The 22,455-nt window shown below is 61.9% G+C and carries 20 protein-coding genes; 10 read left to right on the top strand and 10 right to left on the bottom strand.

The annotated features are described in order from the left end of the window. Positions 1 to 70: 70 nt before the first annotated feature. The 3 genes from PMA3_RS14030 to PMA3_RS14020 form a co-directional block, all read right to left on the bottom strand. A complete protein-coding gene (locus PMA3_RS14030) occupies positions 71 to 841 on the bottom strand; it encodes a creatininase (protein WP_064677712.1) in 771 nt (256 codons plus the stop codon). A 75-nt stretch (positions 842 to 916) separates the two neighbouring features. Further along, positions 917 to 1,468, bottom strand: coding sequence for a VOC family protein (locus tag PMA3_RS14025; RefSeq protein WP_064677711.1), 552 nt, complete (start codon positions 1,466 to 1,468; stop codon positions 917 to 919). Between the two features lie 47 nt (positions 1,469 to 1,515). Continuing rightward, complete coding sequence (locus PMA3_RS14020; protein WP_064677710.1) at positions 1,516 to 2,946, bottom strand: purine-cytosine permease family protein; 1,431 nt, start codon at positions 2,944 to 2,946, stop codon at positions 1,516 to 1,518. Between the two features lie 332 nt (positions 2,947 to 3,278). Here PMA3_RS14020 and PMA3_RS14015 point away from each other — a divergent pair, with 332 nt between their 5' ends. Together PMA3_RS14015 and PMA3_RS14010 are read left to right on the top strand one after the other, a co-directional pair. Continuing rightward, entirely contained in the window at positions 3,279 to 3,947 is a 669-nt protein-coding gene (locus PMA3_RS14015; RefSeq protein ID WP_064677709.1) for an FMN-dependent NADH-azoreductase, read from the top strand. Between the two features lie 33 nt (positions 3,948 to 3,980). Further along, positions 3,981 to 5,336 (top strand): amidase family protein, encoded by a 1,356-nt coding sequence (locus PMA3_RS14010; RefSeq protein WP_064677708.1) that lies wholly within the window; start codon positions 3,981 to 3,983, stop codon positions 5,334 to 5,336. Here the strand turns inward: PMA3_RS14010 and PMA3_RS14005 are convergent. Then, a complete protein-coding gene (locus tag PMA3_RS14005) occupies positions 5,326 to 6,267 on the bottom strand; it encodes a LysR substrate-binding domain-containing protein (RefSeq protein WP_064677707.1) in 942 nt (313 codons plus the stop codon). The genes PMA3_RS14010 and PMA3_RS14005 overlap by 11 nt on opposite strands. 40 nt (positions 6,268 to 6,307) lie before the next feature. Next, positions 6,308 to 6,922: a DUF1989 domain-containing protein gene (locus PMA3_RS14000; RefSeq protein ID WP_064677706.1), complete on the bottom strand. Its 615-nt coding sequence runs from the start codon at positions 6,920 to 6,922 to the stop codon at positions 6,308 to 6,310. 117 nt (positions 6,923 to 7,039) lie between these two features. On the opposite strand from PMA3_RS14000, the gene PMA3_RS13995 reads away from it, so the two are divergent. Beyond that, on the top strand, positions 7,040 to 7,909 hold the full coding sequence (locus tag PMA3_RS13995; protein WP_064677705.1) for a LysR substrate-binding domain-containing protein: 870 nt from the start codon (positions 7,040 to 7,042) through the stop codon (positions 7,907 to 7,909). A gap of 9 nt (positions 7,910 to 7,918) precedes the next feature. Here PMA3_RS13995 and PMA3_RS13990 read toward each other — a convergent pair whose 3' ends face one another. The 5 genes from PMA3_RS13990 to PMA3_RS13970 all read right to left on the bottom strand — a co-directional run bounded on the left by PMA3_RS13990 (position 7,919) and on the right by PMA3_RS13970 (position 13,221). Then, positions 7,919 to 8,383: a MaoC family dehydratase gene (locus PMA3_RS13990; protein WP_064677704.1), complete on the bottom strand. Its 465-nt coding sequence runs from the start codon at positions 8,381 to 8,383 to the stop codon at positions 7,919 to 7,921. A gap of 21 nt (positions 8,384 to 8,404) precedes the next feature. After that, entirely contained in the window at positions 8,405 to 9,136 is a 732-nt protein-coding gene (locus PMA3_RS13985) for a hypothetical protein (protein ID WP_064677703.1), read from the bottom strand. Between the two features lie 14 nt (positions 9,137 to 9,150). Next, a complete protein-coding gene (locus PMA3_RS13980) occupies positions 9,151 to 10,227 on the bottom strand; it encodes an AI-2E family transporter (protein WP_064677702.1) in 1,077 nt (358 codons plus the stop codon). Positions 10,228 to 10,304: 77 nt separating this feature from the next. Further along, positions 10,305 to 10,940: a response regulator transcription factor gene (locus PMA3_RS13975; RefSeq protein ID WP_064677701.1), complete on the bottom strand. Its 636-nt coding sequence runs from the start codon at positions 10,938 to 10,940 to the stop codon at positions 10,305 to 10,307. Between the two features lie 4 nt (positions 10,941 to 10,944). After that, a complete protein-coding gene (locus PMA3_RS13970; protein ID WP_064677700.1) occupies positions 10,945 to 13,221 on the bottom strand; it encodes a PAS domain-containing sensor histidine kinase in 2,277 nt (758 codons plus the stop codon). 227 nt (positions 13,222 to 13,448) lie between these two features. On the opposite strand from PMA3_RS13970, the gene PMA3_RS13965 reads away from it, so the two are divergent. From PMA3_RS13965 to PMA3_RS13935, 7 genes are all read left to right on the top strand, one after another. Continuing rightward, positions 13,449 to 15,071 (top strand): acyl-CoA synthetase, encoded by a 1,623-nt coding sequence (locus PMA3_RS13965; protein WP_064677699.1) that lies wholly within the window; start codon positions 13,449 to 13,451, stop codon positions 15,069 to 15,071. Positions 15,072 to 15,199: 128 nt separating this feature from the next. Further along, the gene (locus tag PMA3_RS13960; protein WP_064677698.1) at positions 15,200 to 15,526 is read left to right on the top strand and encodes a DUF485 domain-containing protein; all 327 of its coding nucleotides are present in this window, start codon (positions 15,200 to 15,202) and stop codon (positions 15,524 to 15,526) included. A gap of 20 nt (positions 15,527 to 15,546) precedes the next feature. Beyond that, on the top strand, positions 15,547 to 17,196 hold the full coding sequence (locus PMA3_RS13955; RefSeq protein WP_420848692.1) for a cation acetate symporter: 1,650 nt from the start codon (positions 15,547 to 15,549) through the stop codon (positions 17,194 to 17,196). Between the two features lie 61 nt (positions 17,197 to 17,257). Then, on the top strand, positions 17,258 to 19,030 hold the full coding sequence (locus tag PMA3_RS13950; RefSeq protein ID WP_064677696.1) for an acyl-CoA dehydrogenase C-terminal domain-containing protein: 1,773 nt from the start codon (positions 17,258 to 17,260) through the stop codon (positions 19,028 to 19,030). A gap of 127 nt (positions 19,031 to 19,157) precedes the next feature. Beyond that, complete coding sequence (locus tag PMA3_RS13945) at positions 19,158 to 20,426, top strand: OprD family porin (RefSeq protein WP_064677695.1); 1,269 nt, start codon at positions 19,158 to 19,160, stop codon at positions 20,424 to 20,426. A 286-nt stretch (positions 20,427 to 20,712) separates the two neighbouring features. Next, positions 20,713 to 21,204 (top strand): polyhydroxyalkanoate synthesis repressor PhaR, encoded by a 492-nt coding sequence (gene phaR, locus PMA3_RS13940; protein WP_064677694.1) that lies wholly within the window; start codon positions 20,713 to 20,715, stop codon positions 21,202 to 21,204. A 378-nt stretch (positions 21,205 to 21,582) separates the two neighbouring features. Continuing rightward, entirely contained in the window at positions 21,583 to 22,443 is an 861-nt protein-coding gene (locus PMA3_RS13935; protein ID WP_064677693.1) for a c-type cytochrome, read from the top strand. Positions 22,444 to 22,455: the final 12 nt, after the last annotated feature.

Below are 22,455 nucleotides of genomic sequence, written 5' to 3'. Positions count from 1 at the left end.
CGATTGATTGCTACACCAAAGCCTGGACGCAGTCAGGCCTCCAGGCTTGTGCCAACTCCCCCCTTTAGCCCTATGACTCGAGCCCGAACTCAAACCGTACCGCCTGAACGATCCCGCCGATGACATCCTCCACCAGCCATTGGCCCTTGTCGGCGTTGGAGCCCCGGGCCGATGACAGCACGCCGCTGTCCGGCACCCATTCGGTTCGCGTCGGGTATATATCGTAAACGGGGAATTGCGCTGGCCCGTGGTCCGGGATCTGGTCCAGCGCCACCAGATGCGGGTGGTAGTGCAACATCATCGAGGTCTCGATGACGGCGGCATGTTCCAGCGCGATGCCGGGGAAACCGTCCGGGAAGATCCTGTCCAGGGTTCGTGACCGGACGAATTCCCAGTGCTCGAGGCGCATGACTTGCAGGTCGGCATCCGGGCCGATATCACGCAGGGCCAGGTCGATGCCCTCGGTGACGAACCACTGATTTTCATAATGACCGATCACCAGCACCAGGCGCTTCACGCCATGGCGATGGAATTCGCGCACGGCGTCGCGGACCATGGCGATCAGGGTGGCGCCATCCACGCTGGTGGTGCCGCAGAAGTGCTGCCCTCCTCCGCATTTGGGCTGGGACTTGTAGCCATAGGCCAGCGCCGGGGCGACGACGCCGTCGATGGCCCTGGCCACATCTTCGCTGATGGCGCTGGCCAGCAAGGCGTCGGTACCCAGAGGCAAATGCGGTCCGTGCTGTTCAGTCGCGCCGATGGGCAGAAAGACCACCGCGCCTGATTGCACCCGGCGCTCGTAGTCGACCCAACTGAGATTGTCCATCCGTACAGTGTTCATGAAGCAGTACTCCCGATGTCGATTGCAGACGTCCTGCGTCTCAGCGCCATCAGCGCCGAGACGATGCGGCGTTGACTAGGCTCGCGGCGGATACCAGGACTCGGGTTCCGGGTAGTCCCAATCGGCAGGAAACGCATAGGTTTCGAAGACCGTGGTGGTATCCGCCTCGGTGCCGAAGAACGCGAAATGATTCACCCCCATCCAGGAACCCGACTGCACGCATTTGAAGCCGCGACGGGTCAGTTCAGCGATGCGATCTTCGAACGGGATGTTGTTGCAGTCGTAGGCGACGTGCTGGATGCCTTCGCCGTGTTGCTCAAGGAAATCGGCGAAAATCGTCGGCCCGGATACCGGCTCCATCAACTCCCAGACCATGTTGCCGGACTGGGCGAAGCAGACTTTCAGGACGAATTCGGCGGGTTCGCCATGGTAAGTCTGGTTGTCGGTGTTGTGCGGACTGAAGGTGTAGACCCGCCATGGGCCGATCCCCAGCTTGAGCAAGCCGTCCATGGTGCGCTGGTGATCACGGGTGACGATCGCGATCTCCACGACGTTACCAAGGAACCCATCGACTTCGGCTCCGGCATTCAACGCTGTCAGTACATTGGTTTGTTCAAGATGAAACATGGGGTATTTACCTCTTCAATCGTTTAATGGTTAAACAACGCTGACAATTACTTGGCCATCAGCGATGAACGAACAACTTCCGTTCGCCGTGAACGGTGCAAGAAGTAGTAAATCCCACCGCCCACACCAAACCCGGCCAGCCAGGACAAGTCAATCCCGCCAAGTGCCATTGCAATGGGGCCTTGTAGCGATTTAATGGTGCCCACTTGAAATAACCATGCCGCCAGTACGCCTGTTGCAAGGGCAAATACTCCTCTCCAGTTAATATCCGTGCAGGCACTGTCCGAGTGATGGCAATACAGCGACTGCAGATCGACCTGGCCACGGCGAATCAGGAAAAAGTCCACCAGGGTGATGCCGGCCCACGGGCTGATCCACACCACGAAAAACACCATCAGGTTTTCAAAGGCGTGCACGAACTCGCCCGATTGCAGGAACAGATAGAGCATGAACAGCGCCACCACCCCCGAGACCGTCGAGACCATCCAGCGTGGCACCCGCAGGTCCAGTGACAGCGTGGCCAGTGCCGCCGAATAGATGACCACGATGTTGGTGGCGACCGGGCCATGTAACAGCACCAGCAGCACCGGCAGCGCCATCGTGCCGAAGACCGCAATGATCAATTGCGCAGGGTCCGAGCCCGCTCCGGCCGAGGCGATCGCCGCACCGAGAAAGGCCAGCCAGGCAGTGGGCAGGAACATGCCGAGAAAGGTTGAGCGGAACACCTGGCCGTCGGACAGTGTGGTTTGGGTGAACCGGGTGTAGTCCGAGGCGTACACCAGCCAGGAAATGCCCCAGCCAATGCCGATGGCCGTCATCAGGCTGCTCATGGCCGACAGCTTGCCGATGCCGGCGGTCGTCGAGGCCTGCCATTGAATATCGACATGGGTGAACGCCAGCACGGTCATCACCACCATGATCAGCAGGATCACCGGCATGGTGTAGCGCTCGAAGCACTTGATGGCGTTGAAGCCCCAGGCGGCGATGCCGACCTGGAGCAGCATGACGATCAACGCGATGCCGTACTTGAGCTCCATGCCGCCGCTGATGCCGATTCTGTCCAGGGCGGCCACCGCAAGGTCCAGGACGATCCAAGTGTTGGTGGCCACCCAGCCCATGGGCATCAGCACCTGCATGATCGTCGGCAGGTAGGCACCGCGGCGGCCGAACGCCAGCCGGGACAGCACCATCTGCGGCACGCCCGTGCGGTGCCCCATGATGCAGATGGCGCCGAACAAGGCGGCGCCCAGCAGGTTGCCGACCACGATCACCAGCAGGGTTTCGATCAGGCTCAACCCCAGCTGTATACCGATTGCTCCCAGCACCCAGTTGATCGGCGCCACATTCGCGCCGGCCCAGATCCAGAACTGGTCCAGCGGCGTTGAAATGCGTTGACTATCGGGCACCGGCTCAATGCCCAGGGCATCATAGTTGGCCTCGTTGATTAAACTTTTTTCAGACTTGCGACGCATAGACATTATTGTTTTCCTCGCTGACCGGCGACCCCGTGAATCGCCCCGAGTCATTAAAGCGAGGACTGTCGGTTTAGGTAATTGATAATAACTAAACCGCTCTTTAGAAAAATTGTCACTTCAAGTATTACTCAACGGTGCAACTTGCCCGAATAGGCAGCATCCCGCCAAGGCATTAAATAACAGAGGTTTTAACCCGCCCCGGCAAATTAAACTCGCTCGTTGAGTTTTATTTGACGTCGCTCAATTAAATGTCAATAGCCGGACCCTCCAGGGTCGTGGCCAACTTGTTGCAGTCACTGAGGCAATCGGGCCTCGGGCTTAACAGGAATCTGCTCATGACCACCCTTCTTCATATTGATGCCAGCGCTCGATCCGATCGTTCCCTGAGCCGTAAATTGTCCCGGGCATTCGTCGAGGCCTGGGTCGAGCGCGATCACCGGACACAGGTCATTGTTCGCGACGTCGGGCTCAACCCTCCGCCTTTCGTGACGCAAGACTGGATTGCCGCGGCCTTTACTCCCGAAGAACACATGACCGCCGAAAAACGCGCAGAGCTGCGGCTCTCGGATCAACTGATCGATGAGATCGAGCGCGCCGACGTCATCGTGATGGGCACCCCGATGTACAACTATGGGATGCCGGCCGCGCTCAAATCCTGGTTCGACAAAGTGATTCGGATCGGCAAGACTTTCACCTTCGATCTGGACCGCGGTGACTACCCTCTGGAACCGGTCCTGGGCGGCAAGAAGCTGGTCGTTTTGTCTTCCCGAGGCGAATTCGGCTTCGGCCCCGGCGGCGTTCGCGAAAAGATGAACCACCTGGACACCCACATACAGACCTGCGCCCACTACCTGGGCGTCAACGAGACCCACGTCATCGCCATCGACTACCAGGAATTTGGCGACGCGCGCCACGAAGCCTCGATCGCCGATGCTTTCGATGCCGTCCCGGTCCTGGCCAGGCAGTTGATCGAAGCCCGACAAACCCGGTTTTCACTGGTTTGACCACCCCGAGCGCCGCCACCGATGGGAGCCATCATGATCACCCTGCTGCAGACCGCTGAACGCTTGAGACAAGGCCTTACGACACCGGACGAGTTGATCGGGTCCGCACTGGCGGCTGCCAGGGAATCGCAGCACGTGTTCATTTGCCTGCTTGAACAGCGCGCCATCGATGAGGCGACAGCGTCGACCCGGCGCTGGCAACAAGGGGCTCAATTGAGCCCCTTCGACGGCATCCCCTACGCCGTCAAGGATCTGCTGGACGTCGCCGGCAGCCGAACCACCGCCGGTTCCATTACCCGGGCCGAGGCTGCGCCGGCGCTCAAGGATGCGTCGGTCATTGCAGCGCTCTCGGCACTGGGGATGATCCCGCTGGGTAAAACCAATCTCACCGAGTTTGCTTATTCCGGCCTGGGCCTGAATCCTCATTTCGGTACGCCGACCGCCGATGTCGCGGTCGACGAAAGCCGCGTTCCTGGTGGCTCCTCTTCGGGTTCGGCGATCGCGGTGCAACGGGGGATCGTCAGCAGCGCCATCGGCACCGACACCGCGGGGTCGATTCGGATTCCAGCGGCGTTCAACGGATTGGTCGGGTTCAAGGCGTCCACGGGGCGTTACAGCATGGAAGGCGTTCACCCGCTGGCCATCACCCTGGATAGCCTCGGTCCTTTTGCCCATTCTGTCGTCGATTGCGTAGCGCTGGATGCGGCGATGCGTGGTTTCAAGGAGGTGGTCATCGAGGCCGGCCATCTTTCAAGCCTGCGCTTTGTCGTTGACGACGGTGTGATGTCTGACCCGACGTTGCAGCCCGCGGTACGACAGAACCTGCTCTCGATGATGGAACGGCTGAGGGCGGCCGGCGCGCAGGTGGATCGTCGGCCGGTGGTCGCCGTTGCTCGTACCCGTGAGCTGATTGCCCGGTCGGGCTGGCTGGGTGCGATAGAGGCTTGGCGCCTGCTGGCCCCGGTGGTGGAAGGCCCTGAGGGACACCGAATGGACAGGCGCGTGCGGACTCGCCTGCGCTCGGCCAGGGATATCGACCCTGCTGTCGAAATGAGGATTCGAAGCCTGCGGGTGGAACTGATGTCGGCCATCGAGCGCGAGCTGGACGGTGCCATTCTGGTCATGCCGACGGTCAAGCATGTTGCCCCACCGATGGCGCCGCTGGCGACTGACGACGCGCTGTTTGCCAGCGTCAACCTCGAGACCTTGTCACTGACCATGATCGGCAGCCTGCTGGATATGCCGGGGGTGGCAATCCCGTCTGGCAAGGACAGCACCGGGCTTGCCACCTCCACCCTGTTCTCGACGACCCGGGGGCGCGACGATCACTTGCTCAGTGCCTGCCTGACTATAGAAAGGAGCCTGTGCTCAGCCGGTATCAGGAGGTAAGCGCCATCTGCTGTCCGGCCAGGTCATCCCGGGTGGTCTCCCGGAATGACCTGGCCTCGTCCAGCAACCAGTCCCTGAACAGCACCAGGCTGCGGCGTGGAACGGACCTTGTGTCTTCGATCAGATGGTAAGTGAACCCGGGCAAGCTCGGGCCATCCACTCGACGCATTCGTCCGCTGCGAAGCTCGTCGTCGATCAGCACATTGCTGCACAGCAACGGCCCCAGTCCTTGCTCGACGGCATGCAGCGCCAGGGTTTCCTCGCTGTACCAGGAGGTGCGCAAATCCCGCGAGTTATCGTGTTCGACCCGAGCCAGCCAGGTTGACCACGACGGTACTTGCAGCGCCTGATTCTTCCATTTGAATGCCAGCAGCGAGCGGTTGTGAAAGTCGTCGATCGTCGGGGTGCGCCCGGGCGGGCAGAGGCTGTTGTCCGCTACCGCGACGTACCTGTCCTCGAACAATACTGGCCCGCGCCCGTCGGCATCCTTGGGACCGTAGCGAATTGCCAGGTCGACGGCCTCCTCACGCAGGTCCACGACTTTCTCCGAGGCATGAATCGACACCATTATGTTCGGATAGACCGCATTGAACCTGGCCAGGCGCGGCATCAGCCAGCGCTCGGCGAAAGCACGCGTGGTGGACACCGCAATGGCATCACCCGCCTTTGGCGCACCGAGCTGGGCAAACGCCTGGGCAATCTGGTCGAAACCGTCGCGCAACAGCGGGTAGATGGCTTTGCCTGCGCCGGTGAGGGTCACCGTGCGGCCCCGTTCCAGGAGCTTTTGTCCCAATCCGTCTTCCAGTTGCCGGACTTGATGGCTGACTGCGGCGACCGTGACGGAGAGCTCGTTCGCCGCAGCGGAAAAACTCTGGTGACGCGCCACAGCCTCGAAGGCTCGCACGGAATTCAAGGGGGGTATCTTGCGCATGGCATTCTCCGGACTTCTGACGTGGTGCTGGCCTTCAACATCAGCTGATGCTGTAGTGAACATCCTGGGGGGACATCCCGTTGACCGCCGTGATGTCCTGGGGACAGGCGGAGAGTACGACGATGGCGTCCATTTCCGCTTTGAGGCAGACGTACTGCCCGGCCTCACTGACCGGCGCCGCGAACTCGATCCGCCCATCCTGATGTACCGGAACATTCATGAACAGGTTCAAGGGGCTCGGTGTCTCGGTAACCGCCAGGCCAAGGGCATCCAGGGCCAGGAACAGGTTTTCGTTGCAGCTGTCGTGATGGCCGACCACTCCCAGTTGCCGGTAACGAGTCGGGTCGCAAGCGGCGACCAGCGTGTCGTGCACGCCGGGGGTGGTGTCCTCGGTAAGGGTGAGGATTTTGCGCCGTTGGTTGGTGACGAGGCTGTCACCCTGGCGCGGGTTGAGCTTCAACCAGAAAGGCCGACTGTGTTCCATCGACATGGCTTCGCGCAGGTCATGCGGGTTAAAGGCCCAGGTGTCCACGACCTGCTGGCCATGGGTATTGATCAGCGTGAGGGTTTGCCCCTGTTCAAGCCTGATCGCGACACCGCGCCGGGCCGGCAGGCGGATCCGTTCACCGGGTTGAATCGACGTCATTGTATTCATGCCTTGTTCTCCTCTTTGTCAGGGGCTGAGTGCCTGCTACCAAGGAAAACACAGGGGAAAAGCGCAAACCAATAATATAAAATGGCCTCGGTATAAGCTAAATCTATAGGGTGGCCCATGCGAATCCGCCAGCTCGAGTGCTTCAGAACCTTGATGATCCACGGCACCATGACCCGTGCAGCGGAGCTATTGAGCATTTCCCAGCCCGCCATCAGCAGCACCATTGCCAACCTGGAGCACGAGACGGGCTTGAAGCTGTTCGTGCGCAAGGGCGGTCGCCTGCAGCCCACCCCCGAAGCGCGGCTGTTTTTCGTCGAGGCGGAGCGGGCGTTGGAAGCGGTGGAGAAAACCAACCGCATCGCCAAGGAAATTCGAACCGGCAAACGTGGCCATCTGGCGATCGCCGCCTACGCCAGCATCTCGATCAACCTGCTGCCCCGGTTGATGGCCGAATTCGCGAAAGAGCGTCCGGGGCTCGAGCTGAAGATCATCACCCGCAACTCACAGTCGGTGCGTGAGCTGATGACGACCCAGCAATTTGACCTGGCCATTGCCGAGCTGCCCCTGGACTACCCGACTTCGAACATGCAGGTGATGTCCTATGAATGCCAGTGCATGGTGCCGATCGGGCATCCCCTCGCCGCACGGGAAGTGATTACCCCGGCGGACCTGGACGGCGTGCCCTTCGTTTCGCTGTTCAAGGGCGACCCGATCTACCAGCAGCTGGCACTGGCTTTTTCGGCGTACGGTTCAGCCTGGAACGTGGTGGCCGAGACCGAATTCTTTTCCACGGCCTGCGAGCTGGTCCGCTCGGGCATGGGGGTCGGGATCGTCGATCCGGTGGTCAGTCGGCCTTTCACCAGGGAGCTGGTCCTGAGGCCGTTCTCACCGGCCATCCACTACCAGATCGCGCTATTGCTACCCACCCAGGAAGAGCCCTCGCAACTGGCACGGGAATTTGCCCAATACCTCAAGCAACACCTGTGAAGCGCCTGCTCAATCCGGCGCCGGGGTATTGAACACCAGCAATTTGCCCGTCGCCCGCTGCACCACCTTGTCGTTCTGATTGAGGGTTTCCATCAACATCGTCACCACGCCCCGATCCGGCTTCGATGCGGACGGCTCGATGGCCTGCACGGTGCATTTGAGGCGCAATACGTCGTCCGGATAGGTCGGTGTCGGCCAGCTCAGTTCGATCCCCAGGCCGATGATCCCGTCTGCCAGCGGCACGCTTGCCACCAGCATTTTCATGGTCAGGGCCGCGGTGTTCCAGCCGCTGGCCGCCAGGCCGCGGAACAGGCTCAGGCTGGCCGCTTCAGGATCGAGATGGAAGGGTTGCGGATCGAATGCGCGGGCAAACGCCAACATTGCCTCGCGCTCGACGCGCACAGGGTCGCTTTCAAATTCCTGACCCAGTCTCAGGTCATCGAGGTAGAGTTTTTCCCAGGCATGCAGGGTCATGGTTCATTCCTCCGCGTTGCGCTACGAGTAGCCGATGTCACTGAGGTCGATCGCCACCAGCAAGGCCCCCATATCGGCCTGGCCATCAGGCCCGCGTCGATAGGCGCGCCGCTTGCCTGGCATGCGCAGCCCGTCTGCCTCGAGGTAGTCACCTAAATACTGGGCCGCAGGCAAACCGCCGCTGATGTCCACCTTGTAGTCGTGGCGACGTAGCAGGAAATCCTCGCCGAAGTAGAAATCCTGCACCGCGCAGTGGGTGGCGATGTGCTCGGGAAAGGTCACCCGCAGGCGGCGCCAGTGCTGCGCCCCCTCTTGCCAGGGTTCGATTTCTGCGGTGGCCACGCCCGGCCAGGTGAACAGGAAAGGCATGGTCAGATAAGACCACAGCGCGTAACCATTGAAGTACGCGCGGTGCAGCGGGTCCCAAGGGCTGTTTTCACCATGGTCGCGAAAGGACTCCCTGGGCGCCGACCGCTCGGCGATCACCGTGCCGTCGGTTTTTTCGATGGCGATTCGGTCCGGTGAGAAGGCGGTCAATTGATCGGGGCCGCCGAAGGGCGTCACCGAGGCGCGCTGTTCATGCAACCAGACGGTCATCTGGCGGGGTGCGCTGTCCTGGGTCAGGCCTTTCATGGGCCAGAGCGAGCCACCGGTCACGAGGGTGGCGCGCACCTGACTGAAGCCCCTCCAGCGTTCGAGGCCGCCATGGGCGCGCAGTACCTCGTCCAGCAGATCCTGATGCGGCCCGCTCATGGTGACTGCCCTCCTCACGCCTGCGGCTTGTCCTGCACCCATTGCCAGAATAATTGATACCCGACCGCCAGGACCACCGGACCGATGAACAGCCCGATGATGCCGCTGGTGACCATGCCGCCCAGCGCGCCGATCAATATCACCGGCATCGGTACATCGACGCCGCGGCCCAGCAGCAATGGCTTGAGCACGTTATCGATAAGGCCTGCGACGAAGACATAGATGGCGAAGACGATCGTCGCCGTGCTGGCGCCTTCGGTGGCGAACACGAAGGCAATCACGGGAAGCGTGATCAGGGTCGCCGGCAGTTGCATGATGCCCAGCAACAGCACGGCCAACGCCAGCAGCCCGGCACCCGGTACACCTTTGAAGACAAATCCCAGGCCCACCAGCAGCATCTGGATGAAGGCGATGCCGACCACCCCAAGCGCCACCGCACGGATCGTGGAGGTGCACAGTGCAGCAATTTGCCGGCCCCTTTCCGGCCCGCTGAGGCGCGATGCAATTTGCACCGAACTGCGGTGCCCGCTCTCGCCATAGGCCATGACGATCCCGGCGATGATCAAGGCGAACATAAACATCAGCAAACCCATGCCGACGCCGGCCAGCTTGCTCAACAGGCCCAGGCTGGCGTGTTTGATCTGCGGCAGGTACTTCGCGGCCAGGTCGGGAAGGTTGGTGGAAGCCTGTAGCCAGAGGGCCGATAGCGGCTCGCCGATCAACGGCCAACTGGCGACTGATTCGGCAGGTGGCGGGATATGGAAATTGCCCCCCTTGACGATCGCCATGGCGTGTTCGACCGAATCTGCAATCGAGACCCCCAACAGGTAGATCGGCACCACGAGGATCATGATGGCAACCAGCACGATCAGCGTGGCGATCACCCCGTCCTTGTCGCCGAGTGGCCCCCTGAGCCGCACTTGCAGTGGGTAAAGGGTGATTGCAAGAATCACCGACCACAGCATGAGGTCGCGGAACGGGCTGAATATCTCGAAGCAGAACAGCACCAGGACCAGAATCAGCCCGAATCGAATCAGTACATCGAGCATACTGCGGGTGAACGTCTTTTCGGAGATGGACGTGGGCTCCATGGAGGCCTCTTTGCAGGTCACTGCAAGGTAGGGGATCGGTTAGCCCAGCATAGACCCTCGATGGAAAACTTGCGGCCTCAACGCAGCTTCAATGGATCGACCAGTTGCGCGGCAATCGCCATGCCCACCAGGTCCGGCAAGGTGCTGGCCTGCATGCGCTTCATCACCCGCGAGCGATACAGGTCGACGGTTTTGGCGCTCACCCCCAGTTGCTCGGCGATTTCACGGGTGGTGTAGCCCTGCACCAGCGGCAGCAAGACGTCGCGCTCCCGTGGCGTCAGGGTGAGCAGGCGCGCCTGCAAGGCGTCGTGGCCCTGATTGCCCGAGCGGTTTTGCGCGCAGTTGCTCAGGGCCTGGTGCACGCTGTCCAGCAGCAATTGCTCGTTGTAGGGTTTCTCGATGAAGTCATGGGCGCCGGCCTTGAACGCTCGAACCACGATCGGCACATCGGCGTGACCGCTGACGAAAATGATTGGCAGGTTCAGCTCCCGTGCACGCATTTCTTCCTGCACGTTCAAGCCACCCATGCCGGGCATGCGCACATCGAGCAGCACGCAGGCATCGAGACTCGCATCACAGGCACCGAGAAACTCCGCGCCACTGGTAAACGGCAAGGCCTTGAGCCCCACCGATTCCAGGAGCCAGACCGTTGAATCGAGCATGCCTTGATCGTCGTCGACCACATACACCACGTGCTCAGTCGCACCTGCCATTGCACTATTCCTGTTGTTGTTTTGTCGGACCGGCCAGCGGCAAGCGGCAACACATCAGCAGCCCGGCCGGCTGGCGGCGGGCCTGCAACTCGCCACCGAAACCTTCGATGATGCTGCGGCTCATGGACAGCCCAAGGCCCAGGCCATCGGGCTTGCTGGTGTAGAACGGGGTGAATATCTGCTCGAGCTCCGGCTCGCTGACGCCGGGGCCCTGATCCTGCACGCTGATTTCCACCGTCGCGCCACTGCCCTGCGGGGCCGCCATGACGATCAGTGAAGGCTGCCCCGGATGCTGTTCGCGGTTGGCGTCGATCGCATTGCGCAGCAGATTGAGCAAGACCTGCTCCAGCAGTACCCGGTCGGCGTAAACCGGCGGCGGATTATCCGGCAGTCGATCCTCGATTGTCACTTGGCAATTGTTCGCTTCCCAGGCGCACAAGCGCACGGCCTCGCGGGCGACATCGGTAAAATTCAGGGCTTGCATGCGCCGCTGGCCCTTGCGCAGAAACGCCCGCAAACGCCGGATGACCTCCGAGGCATGGGTCGCGTGGTGGGTGATGCGTTCCAGGCCTTGGGCGACTCTGGCGGCGGCCTGGGGGTTGGAGTCCAGCGTCTGCAGATATCGCTGGCTGGCGTTGGCATAATTGACCACGGCCGCCAACGGCTGATTGATTTCGTGGGCGATGCCCGAGGCCAGTTCCCCCAGGGTCACCAGCCGCGCGGTGTGCGCCAGTTCATCCTGATGGCGGCGCTGTTGCACTTCGCGCAGTTCGCGCTCGGTCATGTCCCGCGCCACCAATGAGTAATAGCGCTCGCCGCCGGCGGAACGGTGCGCCAGCAGCACCAGCGAGACCGGCACCGACGTGCCACCGCCCGGGGGTTGCAAACGGGCATCGGTGCTCCACACCCCATTGCGCTCGGCGCCGCTCCAGCCGTCGCGTTGCAGTCGGGCCAGGTCGCTGCTGGCGAACAACTGCGCCAGGGTCGGCATAGGCTGTTGCTCGTCGACCCCGAGGATGCGCCGGGCCGCCGGGTTGAGATAAGTGACTTGCCCCTCGGGGTCGATGAACAGCACCGGATCGGTGTTGACCTCGACCACTTCGGCCAGGCGTCGCTTGTTCTCCTCGGCCTGCACCCGGGCGGTGATGTCCCGGGAGACGCTGACCACTTCGACCACCGCACCGGTATAGGTTTCCCGGATCGCGCGGCAGGCGGTTTCGAACCACAGGTAGTGCCCGTCCCGATGGCGAATGCGATAGGTCATGGTGTGGTAGCCGTCCTGCTCCAGGGCATCGCGCGCACGCTGCACCAGGCTGGCCAGGTCCTGGCCATGGAACAGGCCCTGGGCCATTTGCCCGCGCAACTCTTCGGGCCAGTAGCCGAGCAAGGTCCAGGACGCCGGCGATGCATCGAGAAAGCGCCCGTCCGGGGTGTGTCGGGAAATCAGGTCGGTGGTGTTCTCGATGATCAGCCGGTACAGCCGCCGTGCCTTGGTGGCTTCGCGCTCGGCCAGCACTTGCGTGGTGGCGTCGCGGCAACGGGCAAGTACGCGGTTGTCCTGGGGATCGGGGATAAAGGTCCAGATCAGGATCTGCGCTTCGAACCGGGCTTCGACCCCTTCGATGGCGCGTTGCTGGTCGAGACAGGCGCGCACCAGCACCCGATGATTCACCGGCAGAAAGCCCGACAGCTCGGTCAGCGGCTTTTCCGCGAGCAGCGCCAGCAGCGCCGCATTGAACTCCAGCGGCCTGCCTTGGGCATCGAGCAACAGGCTGGGCTGCGGATCGTGGCCCAGCAGCGGCGATCCGCGCAGCATGCCGTTGACACTGCTGAGCAAGGTCGTCAGCAAATCCTGCACCCAACCCAGCCAGCCAAGGCTCACGCCCTCGCACACTTCCACCAGCAACAACCCCGGCTGGTCCGGCTGCAAGGCCAGGTCAAATACCTGGCCGTGGCTGATGGCGGCCCGGCGCAGCCGGCCTGCCAGCCAGCAATCGAGTTGCCGCACTTGCGCCAGATCCAGCCGCCCCGCCTCGACCAGGCGCTCGAACAGCCGTTGATCGCTGGCTTGCGAAGGGTCACCCAGGCCCGGGGGGAAATGCTGGGCTGAACCTTCGTGACTGTAGATCCGCGATTTGGCTTGCCAGCTCAGGTAGACCGCCCGGCGCACCTCGGGGCAATCCTGCAGCGCTCGGCACAAGGCATCGGCCCGGGCGGCCAGGGACACACCTTCGCGCTGCAGGCGCAACCAACTGTGCAATCGAACGGGGGTCAGGGTCATCTCGGGTCCTTCGTCAGGGAAACCAAGGATATACCGGCCTTGGGTGTCAGGCCGCATTCATTTAGAGCCTCTGCAACAAGCTATAGTATATGTACTATAAGCTATAGGTTGTACTTCCATATCAGTGGCTGAATGTTATATAAAGCACACCGGACATAAAAGGTGACTTCAGCGGCGACGCTGCAAGGCCACCATAGAGCTAACAATCAGCCACCGAGTACCCGCACATGTCGATCTATGAACAAGGGCTAGGCCCTGCGGCTGTCAATCACATTGCCCTGTCTCCGCTCAGCTTCATCGAGCGCACCGCCAGCGTTTACCCCAACTACCCTGCCGTGATCCACGGTTCGATCCGTCGCACCTGGGCGCAAACCTACACCCGCTGCCGGCGCCTGGCCTCGGCGCTGGCCGGTCGCGGCATCGGCAAGAACGACACGGTGGCGGTGATGCTGCCCAACATTCCCGAGATGCTGGAAGTGCATTTCGGCGTGCCGATGATCGGCGCGGTGCTCAACCCGCTCAACGTGCGCCTGGATGCCGAAGCCATTGCCTTCATGCTGCAGCATGGCGAGGCCAAGGTGCTGATCACCGACCGCGAGTTCCATAGCGTGATTCACGCGGCGATTGGCATGCTCGATCACCCGCCGCTGGTCATCGACGTCAATGATCCCGAGTACGGTGAAGGCGAGGCCGTCAGCGACCTGGACTATGAAGCGCTGCTGGCCGAGGGCGACCCGGCATTCGACTGGCACTGGCCGGTGAACGAATGGCAAGCCATCGCGCTGAACTACACCTCCGGCACCACCGGTAACCCCAAGGGCGTGGTGTATCACCATCGCGGTGCGTACCTGAATTCCCTGGGCAACCAGATGACCTGGGCCATGGGCAACCATCCGGTGTACCTCTGGACGCTGCCGATGTTCCATTGCAACGGCTGGTGCTACCCCTGGACCATCACCGCGCTGGCCGGCGTGCATGTGTTCCTGCGCCGGGTCGATCCGCAGAAAATCCTCACGCTGATCCGTGAGCATCAGGTCACTCACCTCTGTGCCGCGCCGATCGTGCTCAATGCCCTGGTCAACATGCCGGAGTCGGCGAAGGCCGCCATCGATCACCCGGTCAACGCCATGGTTGCCGGTGCCGCACCGCCGGCCAAGGTGATCGGTGCCGTGGAACAAATGGGCATCAAGGTCACCCACGTCTATGGCCTGACCGAAACCTATGGCCCGGTGACCCTCTGCGCCTGGCATGCCGAATGGGACAAACTGCCGCTGGACGAACGGGCGCAGGTCAAATCCCGCCAGGGCGTGCGCTACCCGACGCTCGAAGGCGTGATGGTCGCGGATTCCAAGACCCTGGAACCGACCCCGCGGGACGGTCAGACCATCGGCGAGATCTTCATGCGCGGCAATACCGTGATGAAGGGCTACCTGAAAAACCCGACCGCCACCGCCGAAGCGTTTGAAGGCGGCTGGTTCCACACCGGCGACCTGGCGGTCTGTCACCCCGACGGTTATGTCGAGATCAAGGACCGGCTCAAGGACATCATCATTTCCGGCGGCGAGAATATTTCCACCATCGAGCTCGAAGGCGTGCTCTATCGCCATCCGGGCGTGATGGAAGCGGCCGTCGTGGCCCGTCCCGATGAAAAATGGGGAGAAACCCCTTGTGCCTTCATCACCTTGAAGGCCGATCACCAGGACGTGCGCGAGGCCGACATCATCAGTTTCTGCCGCGAACACCTGGCCGGTTTCAAGGTCCCGCGCACGGTGGTCTTCACCCTGTTGCCGAAGACGTCCACCGGCAAGATCCAGAAGTACGTCCTGCGCGACAGGGCTAAAGCCCTCTAACCGAACCGACGTTGTAACCACCAGGCGGCAGGTGCCTTTACCTGCCGCTTCGGGCTCGTGCAGGCCGAATTCGGCCCTGTCCTGCCCAACCCACATGCACCGATAACAAAAACAAGGTGGAGCCACCCATGATCGACATCCATTCAACCGATACCCAACGCTGTGAACGTATCCGGGCCAACCCGAAGTTCCTTCAACTGGTGAGCAGCCGTTCGCGCCTGGCCTGGTCGCTGAGTGCCGCGGTGCTCGTGACTTACTACGCCTTCATGCTGGTGGTCGCGTTCGCCCCGCAATGGCTGCATGCACCGATTGCCGAGCATCGGATGTTGACCCTGGGCATGCCGGTGGGCGCGGCGATCATCATTTTTTCCTGGCTGCTGACCGGCTGGTACGTCTACAGCGCCAACACCCGTTTCGACGCCCTGGGCGCGGCCATTCTCGAGGAGAGCAAGTGATGACTCAGCTACGTAAACTCATGCTCGCCGCGGCTTGCCTGCTGCCGGCCTCCATGGCGCTCGCGGCACCTGCCCTGGGCGTCGTGGAAAAACAACCGCTGAACCTGCATGCGATCGGCATGTTCTTCGTGTTCGTCCTTGGCACGCTGGCCATTACCTGGTGGGCGGCGAGCAAGACCAAATCCACTTCGGACTTCTACACCGCTGGCGGTGGCATCACCGGGTTTCAGAATGGCCTGGCGATTGCCGGTGACTATATGTCCGCGGCCACGCTGCTCGGGCTGTCCAGCCTGGTGTTCGCCAAGGGCTACGACGGCTTCATCTATACCATCGGCTTCTTCGTCGGCTGGCCGATCATCACTTTCCTGATGGCCGAGCGCCTGCGCAACCTGGGGCGCTTTACCTTCGCCGACATCGTGTCCTATCGCCTGGACCAGAACAAAGTGCGGATCTTCGCCGCCTTCGGCTCGCTGACGGTGGTGTGCTGCTACCTGATCGTGCAGATGGTCGGCGCCGGTCAGTTGATCAAGCTGCTGTTCGGCCTCGACTACCCGGTAGCCGTCGTGATCGTCGGCGCGTTGATGCTGGTGTACGTGATCTTCGGCGGCATGATCGCCACCACTTGGGTGCAGATCATCAAGGCCGTGCTGCTGCTCGCCGGCGGCACGACCCTGGCCGTCATGGCCATGTCGCAGTTCGGTTTCAGCTATGAAGCACTCGCCACCAAGGCCGTCGAGGCTCACGCCAGCGGCTGGAACATCATGGGCCCCGGCTCGATGCTCGCCGACCCGATCAACACCGCGTCGATGTCCCTGGGCCTGGTGTTCGGCATCGCCGGCCTGCCGCATATCCTGATGCGCTTCTTCACCGTGCCCAACGCCAAGGAAGCCCGCAAGTCGGTGTTCTACGCCACCGGCTTCATCGGTTTCTTCTTCCTGGTGGTGTGCACCCTGGGTTTCGCCGCGATGGTGATCATCGGCACTGACCCGCAGTACTACGTCAACGGTGAAGTCGGCGGCGCCCTGATAGGCGGCGGCAACATGGTCGCCATGCACCTGGCCAAAGCGGTCGGCGGCAACCTGTTCTTCGGTTTCCTCGCGGCCGTGGCCTTTGCCACCATCCTCGCGGTGGTCTCCGGGCTGGCCCTGGCCGGTGCTTCGGCGATTTCCCACGACCTCTACGCCACCGTGTTCAAGAAAGGCAAGGCCAGCGAGAAGCAGGAAATGCGCGTAACCCGCATGGCCACCGTCGGCCTGGGCATCATCGCGATTCTGTTGGGCATCCTGTTCGAGAAGATGAACGTCGCATTCCTGGTCGGCCTGACCTTCGGCATCGCCGCCTCGACCAACTTCCCGGTGCTGATCATGGCCATGTACTGGAAAGGCCTGACCACCAAGGGCGCGATCATCGGCGGTTTCTCCGGCCTGATCTGCGCGCTGGTGCTGGTGATCCTGTCGCCAGCCGTCTGGGTCACCGTGCTCGGCAATGCCCACGCGATCTTCCCTTACGACCACCCGGCATTGTTCTCCATGCCCCTGGCGTTCCTGGTGATCGTGGTCGTCTCCCGGCTTGACCGCAGCGTGCGCGCCGACAAGGAGCGTGACGCCTACGCCGATCAGTTCGTTCGCGCCCAGACCGGCCTCGGTGCCGCCAGCGCTTCCAGCCACTGACAGACAAGGCACGGCCCGCCCCGGCGGCGCCGTGCCCAACCGTCCCATTGAGGTTCACGTTATGCCCGAATTCAACGCCCCGCTGCGCGACATGCGCTTTGTGCTGCATGAACTATTCGACGCCCCGGCCCTCTGGGCGCGCCTGCCGGCCCTGGCCGACAGTGTCGACGCCGCCACCGCCGAGGCGATTCTCGAGGAGGCCGCCAAAGTCACTTCGCACCTGATCGCCCCCTTGAATCGTAGCGGCGACGAGGAAGGCGCCCAGTGGCAAGACGGCCAGGTCAGCACGCCGATCGGTTTCAAACAGGCGTACGCCACCTACATCGAAGGCGGCTGGGTCGGCTTGTCCGGCAACGCCGATTTCGGCGGCATGGGCATGCCGAAGATGCTCGCGGTGCAATTCGAGGAAATGCTCTACGGCGCCAACTCCAGCTTCGCCCTGTATTCGGCCTTGAGCTCGGGCGCCTGCCTGGCCCTGGACGCCCATGCCAGCGAGACCCTGAAAAGCCTGTACCTGCCACCGATGTATGAAGGCCGCTGGGCCGGGTCCATGTGCCTGACCGAAGCCCACGCCGGCACCGACCTGGGGCTGATTCGTACCCGGGCCGAACCCATGGCCGATGGCAGCTTCAGCATCACCGGCAGCAAGATCTTCATCACCGGTGGCGACCAGGACCTGACCGAAAACATCGTGCACCTGGTGCTGGCCAAGCTGCCGGACGCGCCGGCTGGCCCGAAAGGCATCTCGCTGTTCGTGGTGCCCAAAGTGCTGGTCAATGCCGACGGTTCCCTCGGCAACCCCAACGCCGTGAGCTGCGGCTCGATCGAACACAAGATGGGCATCAAGGCCTCGGCCACCTGCGTGATGAACTTCGACGGCGCCAGCGGCTGGCTGGTCGGCGAGGCCAACAAAGGCCTGGCGGCGATGTTCACCATGATGAACTATGAACGCCTGTCCATCGGTATCCAGGGCATCGGTTGCGCCGAAGCGTCCTACCAGAGCGCCGTGGCTTACGCCCGTGAACGGGTGCAGAGCCGTGCACCGACCGGAGCCGTCGCCCCGGACAAAGCGGCCGACCCGATCATCGTCCACCCCGATGTCCGCCGCATGCTGCTAAGCATGAAAGCCATGACCGAAGGCGGCCGTGCGTTTGCCAGCTACGTCGGGCAGCAACTGGACCTGGCGAAATTTTCCAATGACGCCCGGGAACGCGACACCGCGCAAACCCTGGTCGCGCTGTTGACGCCGGTGGCCAAGGCGTTTTTCACCGACACCGGCCTGGAAAGCTGCATCAACGGCCAACAGGTGTTCGGCGGCCATGGCTATATCCGCGAATGGGGCCAGGAACAATTGGTTCGCGATGTGCGCATCGCGCAGATCTACGAAGGCACCAACGGCATTCAGGCGCTGGACCTGCTCGGTCGCAAAGTGCTGGCCGACAACGGTTTCGCCCTGCGCCAGTTCACCGGCCAGATCCTTGATTTCGCCCAGCAGCCCGACGCGCCCTACAGCGCTCAGTTGTTCGATGCCGTGCAGCGCCTGGAAGACCTGAGCGACTGGCTGCAGGACAAGGCCGCGACCAACCGCAACGAAATCGGCGCCGCCTCGGTGGAATACCTGCACCTGTTCGGCTATGTCGCCTACGCCTGGCTGTGGGCGCGCATGGCTCAGGTCGCCGGGCACAAACGCGGCGAAGACGAAGCGTTTTACGGCGCGAAGATCGCCACCGCCGATTTCTATATCCATCGCCTGCTGCCGCGCATCTTGAGCCTGGAGCAATCCATCCGTGCCGGCAGTGCCTCCCTCTACGGCCTGTCTGCCGAACAGTTTTAACGATTGAGCCCACGCGGCGCCACGCTCCTCTCTTTTCGGCGCCTGCGTTTTTTATCGGTAAGCCCTCGCCCCTCCGGCGAGGGCTGCGGGACCTGTCTTTGCATAATAAAAACAAAGGGGCTTCACCATGGACCGTAACACCCGCAATCTCACGACCCGACTGTTGCTGGCCGGTGGCGTCATCAGCCTCTCGGCCCCCGCCGCTGCTGACTTTATCAAGGACAGCAAGGCCAACCTCGAGCTGCGTAATTTCTACTTCAACCGTGATTATCGCCAGGACAACGCTGCGCAATCCAAACAAGAGGAATGGGCCCAGGGCTTTCTGCTGCGCTACGAATCGGGCTTCACCGAAGGCATGATCGGCGTCGGCTTCGATGCCATCGGCCTGCTCGGCGTCAAACTCGACTCCAGCCCCGACCGCGCCGGCTCCGGCCTGCTCAAGCGCCATAGCGACACCCGCAAGGGCGCACAGGACGAGTACGGCGAATTGGGTCTCACGGCCAAACTGCGCGCCTCCAAAAGCACGCTGAAACTCGGCACCCTGTTGCCCAAGCTGCCCACGGTGCTGGCCAACGATTCGCGGCTGTTGCCGCAAACCTTCGAAGGCGGTCAGTTGACCTCCCTGGAATTCGAAGGCCTGACCCTGGACGCCGGGCGCCTGACCCAGGTCAACCAGCGTGACTCCTCGGACTACGAGGACATGGGCATCACCCGCACCGGGGCCAAGAGCATCATTACCCGGCATGCGACCAGCGACCGCTTCGATTTCGCCAGCGTCAACTACAAATGGACCGGCAACCTGGCCACCGGCTACAGCTACGGTCACCTCGATAACCTCTACAGCCAGCACCTGGTGAACCTGACCTACGTACTGCCGGTCACCACCGGCCAGTCGCTGAAGACGGACCTGCGTTACGCCCGCTCCATGGACGATGGCGGCAGCAATGTCGATAACAACGCGATTGGCGCGATGTTCACCTACAGCCTCGGCGGGCATGCGTTCGGCCTTGGCTATCAAGGCATGAGCGGTGACACCGGCTACGCCTACATCAACGGTACCGATGCGTTCCTGGTCAACTTTGTGCAGATCGGCGACTTCGCCAGCAAGGACGAACAATCCTGGCAGGCCCGTTACGACTACAACTTCGCGGCCCTTGGCATTCCGGGCCTGACCTTCATGACCCGCTACCTCTCCGGTTCCGATATCGACCTGGGCAACAACCGCCCGGAAGGCAAGGAATGGGAGCGCGATACCGATATCGGTTACGTGGTGCAGAGCGGGCCGTTGAAGAATGTCGGGGTGAAATGGCGCAATGCGACGGTGCGCTCGAGCAACTTTGGCAGCGATCTGGATGAGAACCGGTTGATTGTCAGTTATAGCTTGCCGATCTGGTAAGTCGATCCTGGCTGCATGAGGGGGGACTCGCTGGGTGGCGCAGTCCCTTTTTTTGCTGATGGATTTGCGGTGTTATGGCGGGCCTCTTCGCGAGCAAGCCCGCTCCCACAGTTGACCGAGTTGTTTAGATAAACACGGTCTAATTGTGGGAGCGGGCTTGCTCGCGAAGGCGGCCTAAAATGCAACAAAGATGTCGGCCCCGGGTTCCCCTCCCCGACACCAATCCGCGGTCGTACCCATAGTAGAGTAAGATGCGCGCTTAACAGGCCCGCCGCGAGACGCCCGCATGACCGATACCACCCCCCGCCTGATCAAGAAATACCCCAATCGCCGACTGTATGACACCCATACCAGCAGTCACCTGACCCTGGCCGACATCCGTCAACTGGTCGTCGACAAGGTTCCGTTCCAGGTGGTCGATGCCAAGAGCGGCGAGGATTTGACTCGCAGTATCCTGCTGCAAGTGATTCTTGAGGCTGAAAGCGGCGGCGAGCCGATCTTCTCCAGCGAAATGCTGATGGGGATCATCCAGTTCTACGGTCCTTATCAGGGCGTGCTTGGCAGCTACCTGGACAAGAGCATTCAGACCGTGATCGACGTCCAGTCCCAGACCGGCGCGCAATCGTCGGAAGCCTGGACCGCGTTCATGCACCAACAGGCACCGGTGATGCAGGACCTGATGCGCCAGTATGTCGATCAATCGAAGGCGCTGTATCTCAACACCCAGAACATGTTCGGCCTGTTTGGTGCCAAGCCGCCAAAGAAAGACGATGAGTGAAGCACGGCCTGGTCATTGACAGTAGCGCGACGTCGACTAGGCTCACAGTCATCCTGCCTCCCCAACCGAACCACGGCACTTCGAACGCAAGGCCTGGTGAGGTCATCAATTTATACAGCCTGTCCGTTGCTGTTCGCATGCAGACATCCGGCATCCCCGGCACAGAGGGCTGACGCTCTTTCGCGCGCGTTGATTCTCAAGTACGCCACGCGACTGAACCGCCACTTTCCACTGCACTTTCACCTTGGGAGGCAGTCGTGCAAAAAGTCTTGAAGCTTGTCAGCTATGCAGTGCTCGTGCTGATGGCCAGCGCGGTCGTCTATGCCGCAATCATCGGCATCACCTATTGGACCGGCATCGGCGTATAGAGAGATCGCAATGAACAAACGTCAGACACGCTCGTTCGCGCTGATATCGACTGCCATCGCCGCGGTGGTTTTCCTGGGAATGACGGTCGATAGCCATCGACAATTCCCGACACTGACCAACGCCCAGCAGATCACGCCCCAGGTTACCCGCGGCAAGGATGTCTGGCATGAATACAACTGCATCAATTGCCACACCCTGTTTGGTGAAGGCGCGTATTACGCCCCGGACCTGACAAAAATCACCCAGCTGCGCGGCGCCCCTTATCTCACGGCGTTTCTCAAAGATCCCTCAAAGTTTTATGACGAGCAACGGCACCGCCGATTGATGCCGAACCTGAACCTCTCCGATGAAGAAATCGCCGCCCTGATCGCCTTTATGGACTGGGTGAGCAAGGTCGACAATCAAGGCTGGCCGCCGCGGCCGATTCTGGTGACCGGTACTTCGATCCCCGGCATGGACCTCACCGTGGCGCAGCAGAACGCCACCGGCGCCGGCAACCAGCCACCCGCCGCACGCCCGGTGTCCGACAAGGAAGACCCGATCGCCCTGGGCGAGGCACTGTTTCGAACCACCGCCACACCCGTGTGCAGCGCTTGCCATTCGATTGCACCGGGGGTCAATCTCGCCGGTCCGACACTGGCCGGGTTGGCCGTTCGGGCCAGGCAGGTCATCGCCTCGCCTGACTACAAGGGCAAGGCCAAGGACGTCGAGAGCTTTATCCGCGAATCGATCGTCGCGCCGAGCGCCTACCTGCATCCGGGCGACATGTATTCCGCCAGCGGCATGTCCTTCATGCCGGACACCTTCGCCAAATCGCTAACGCCCGAACAGGTCGATCAACTGGTCGCCTACCTGGCGTCGTTCCAGTAACCCAAGGGGATG

The sequence above is a fragment of the Pseudomonas silesiensis genome, from assembly GCF_001661075.1.
Taxonomy (GTDB): Bacteria; Pseudomonadota; Gammaproteobacteria; order Pseudomonadales; family Pseudomonadaceae; genus Aquipseudomonas; species Aquipseudomonas silesiensis.
This window is presented reverse-complemented; position numbering and strand designations above follow the sequence as displayed.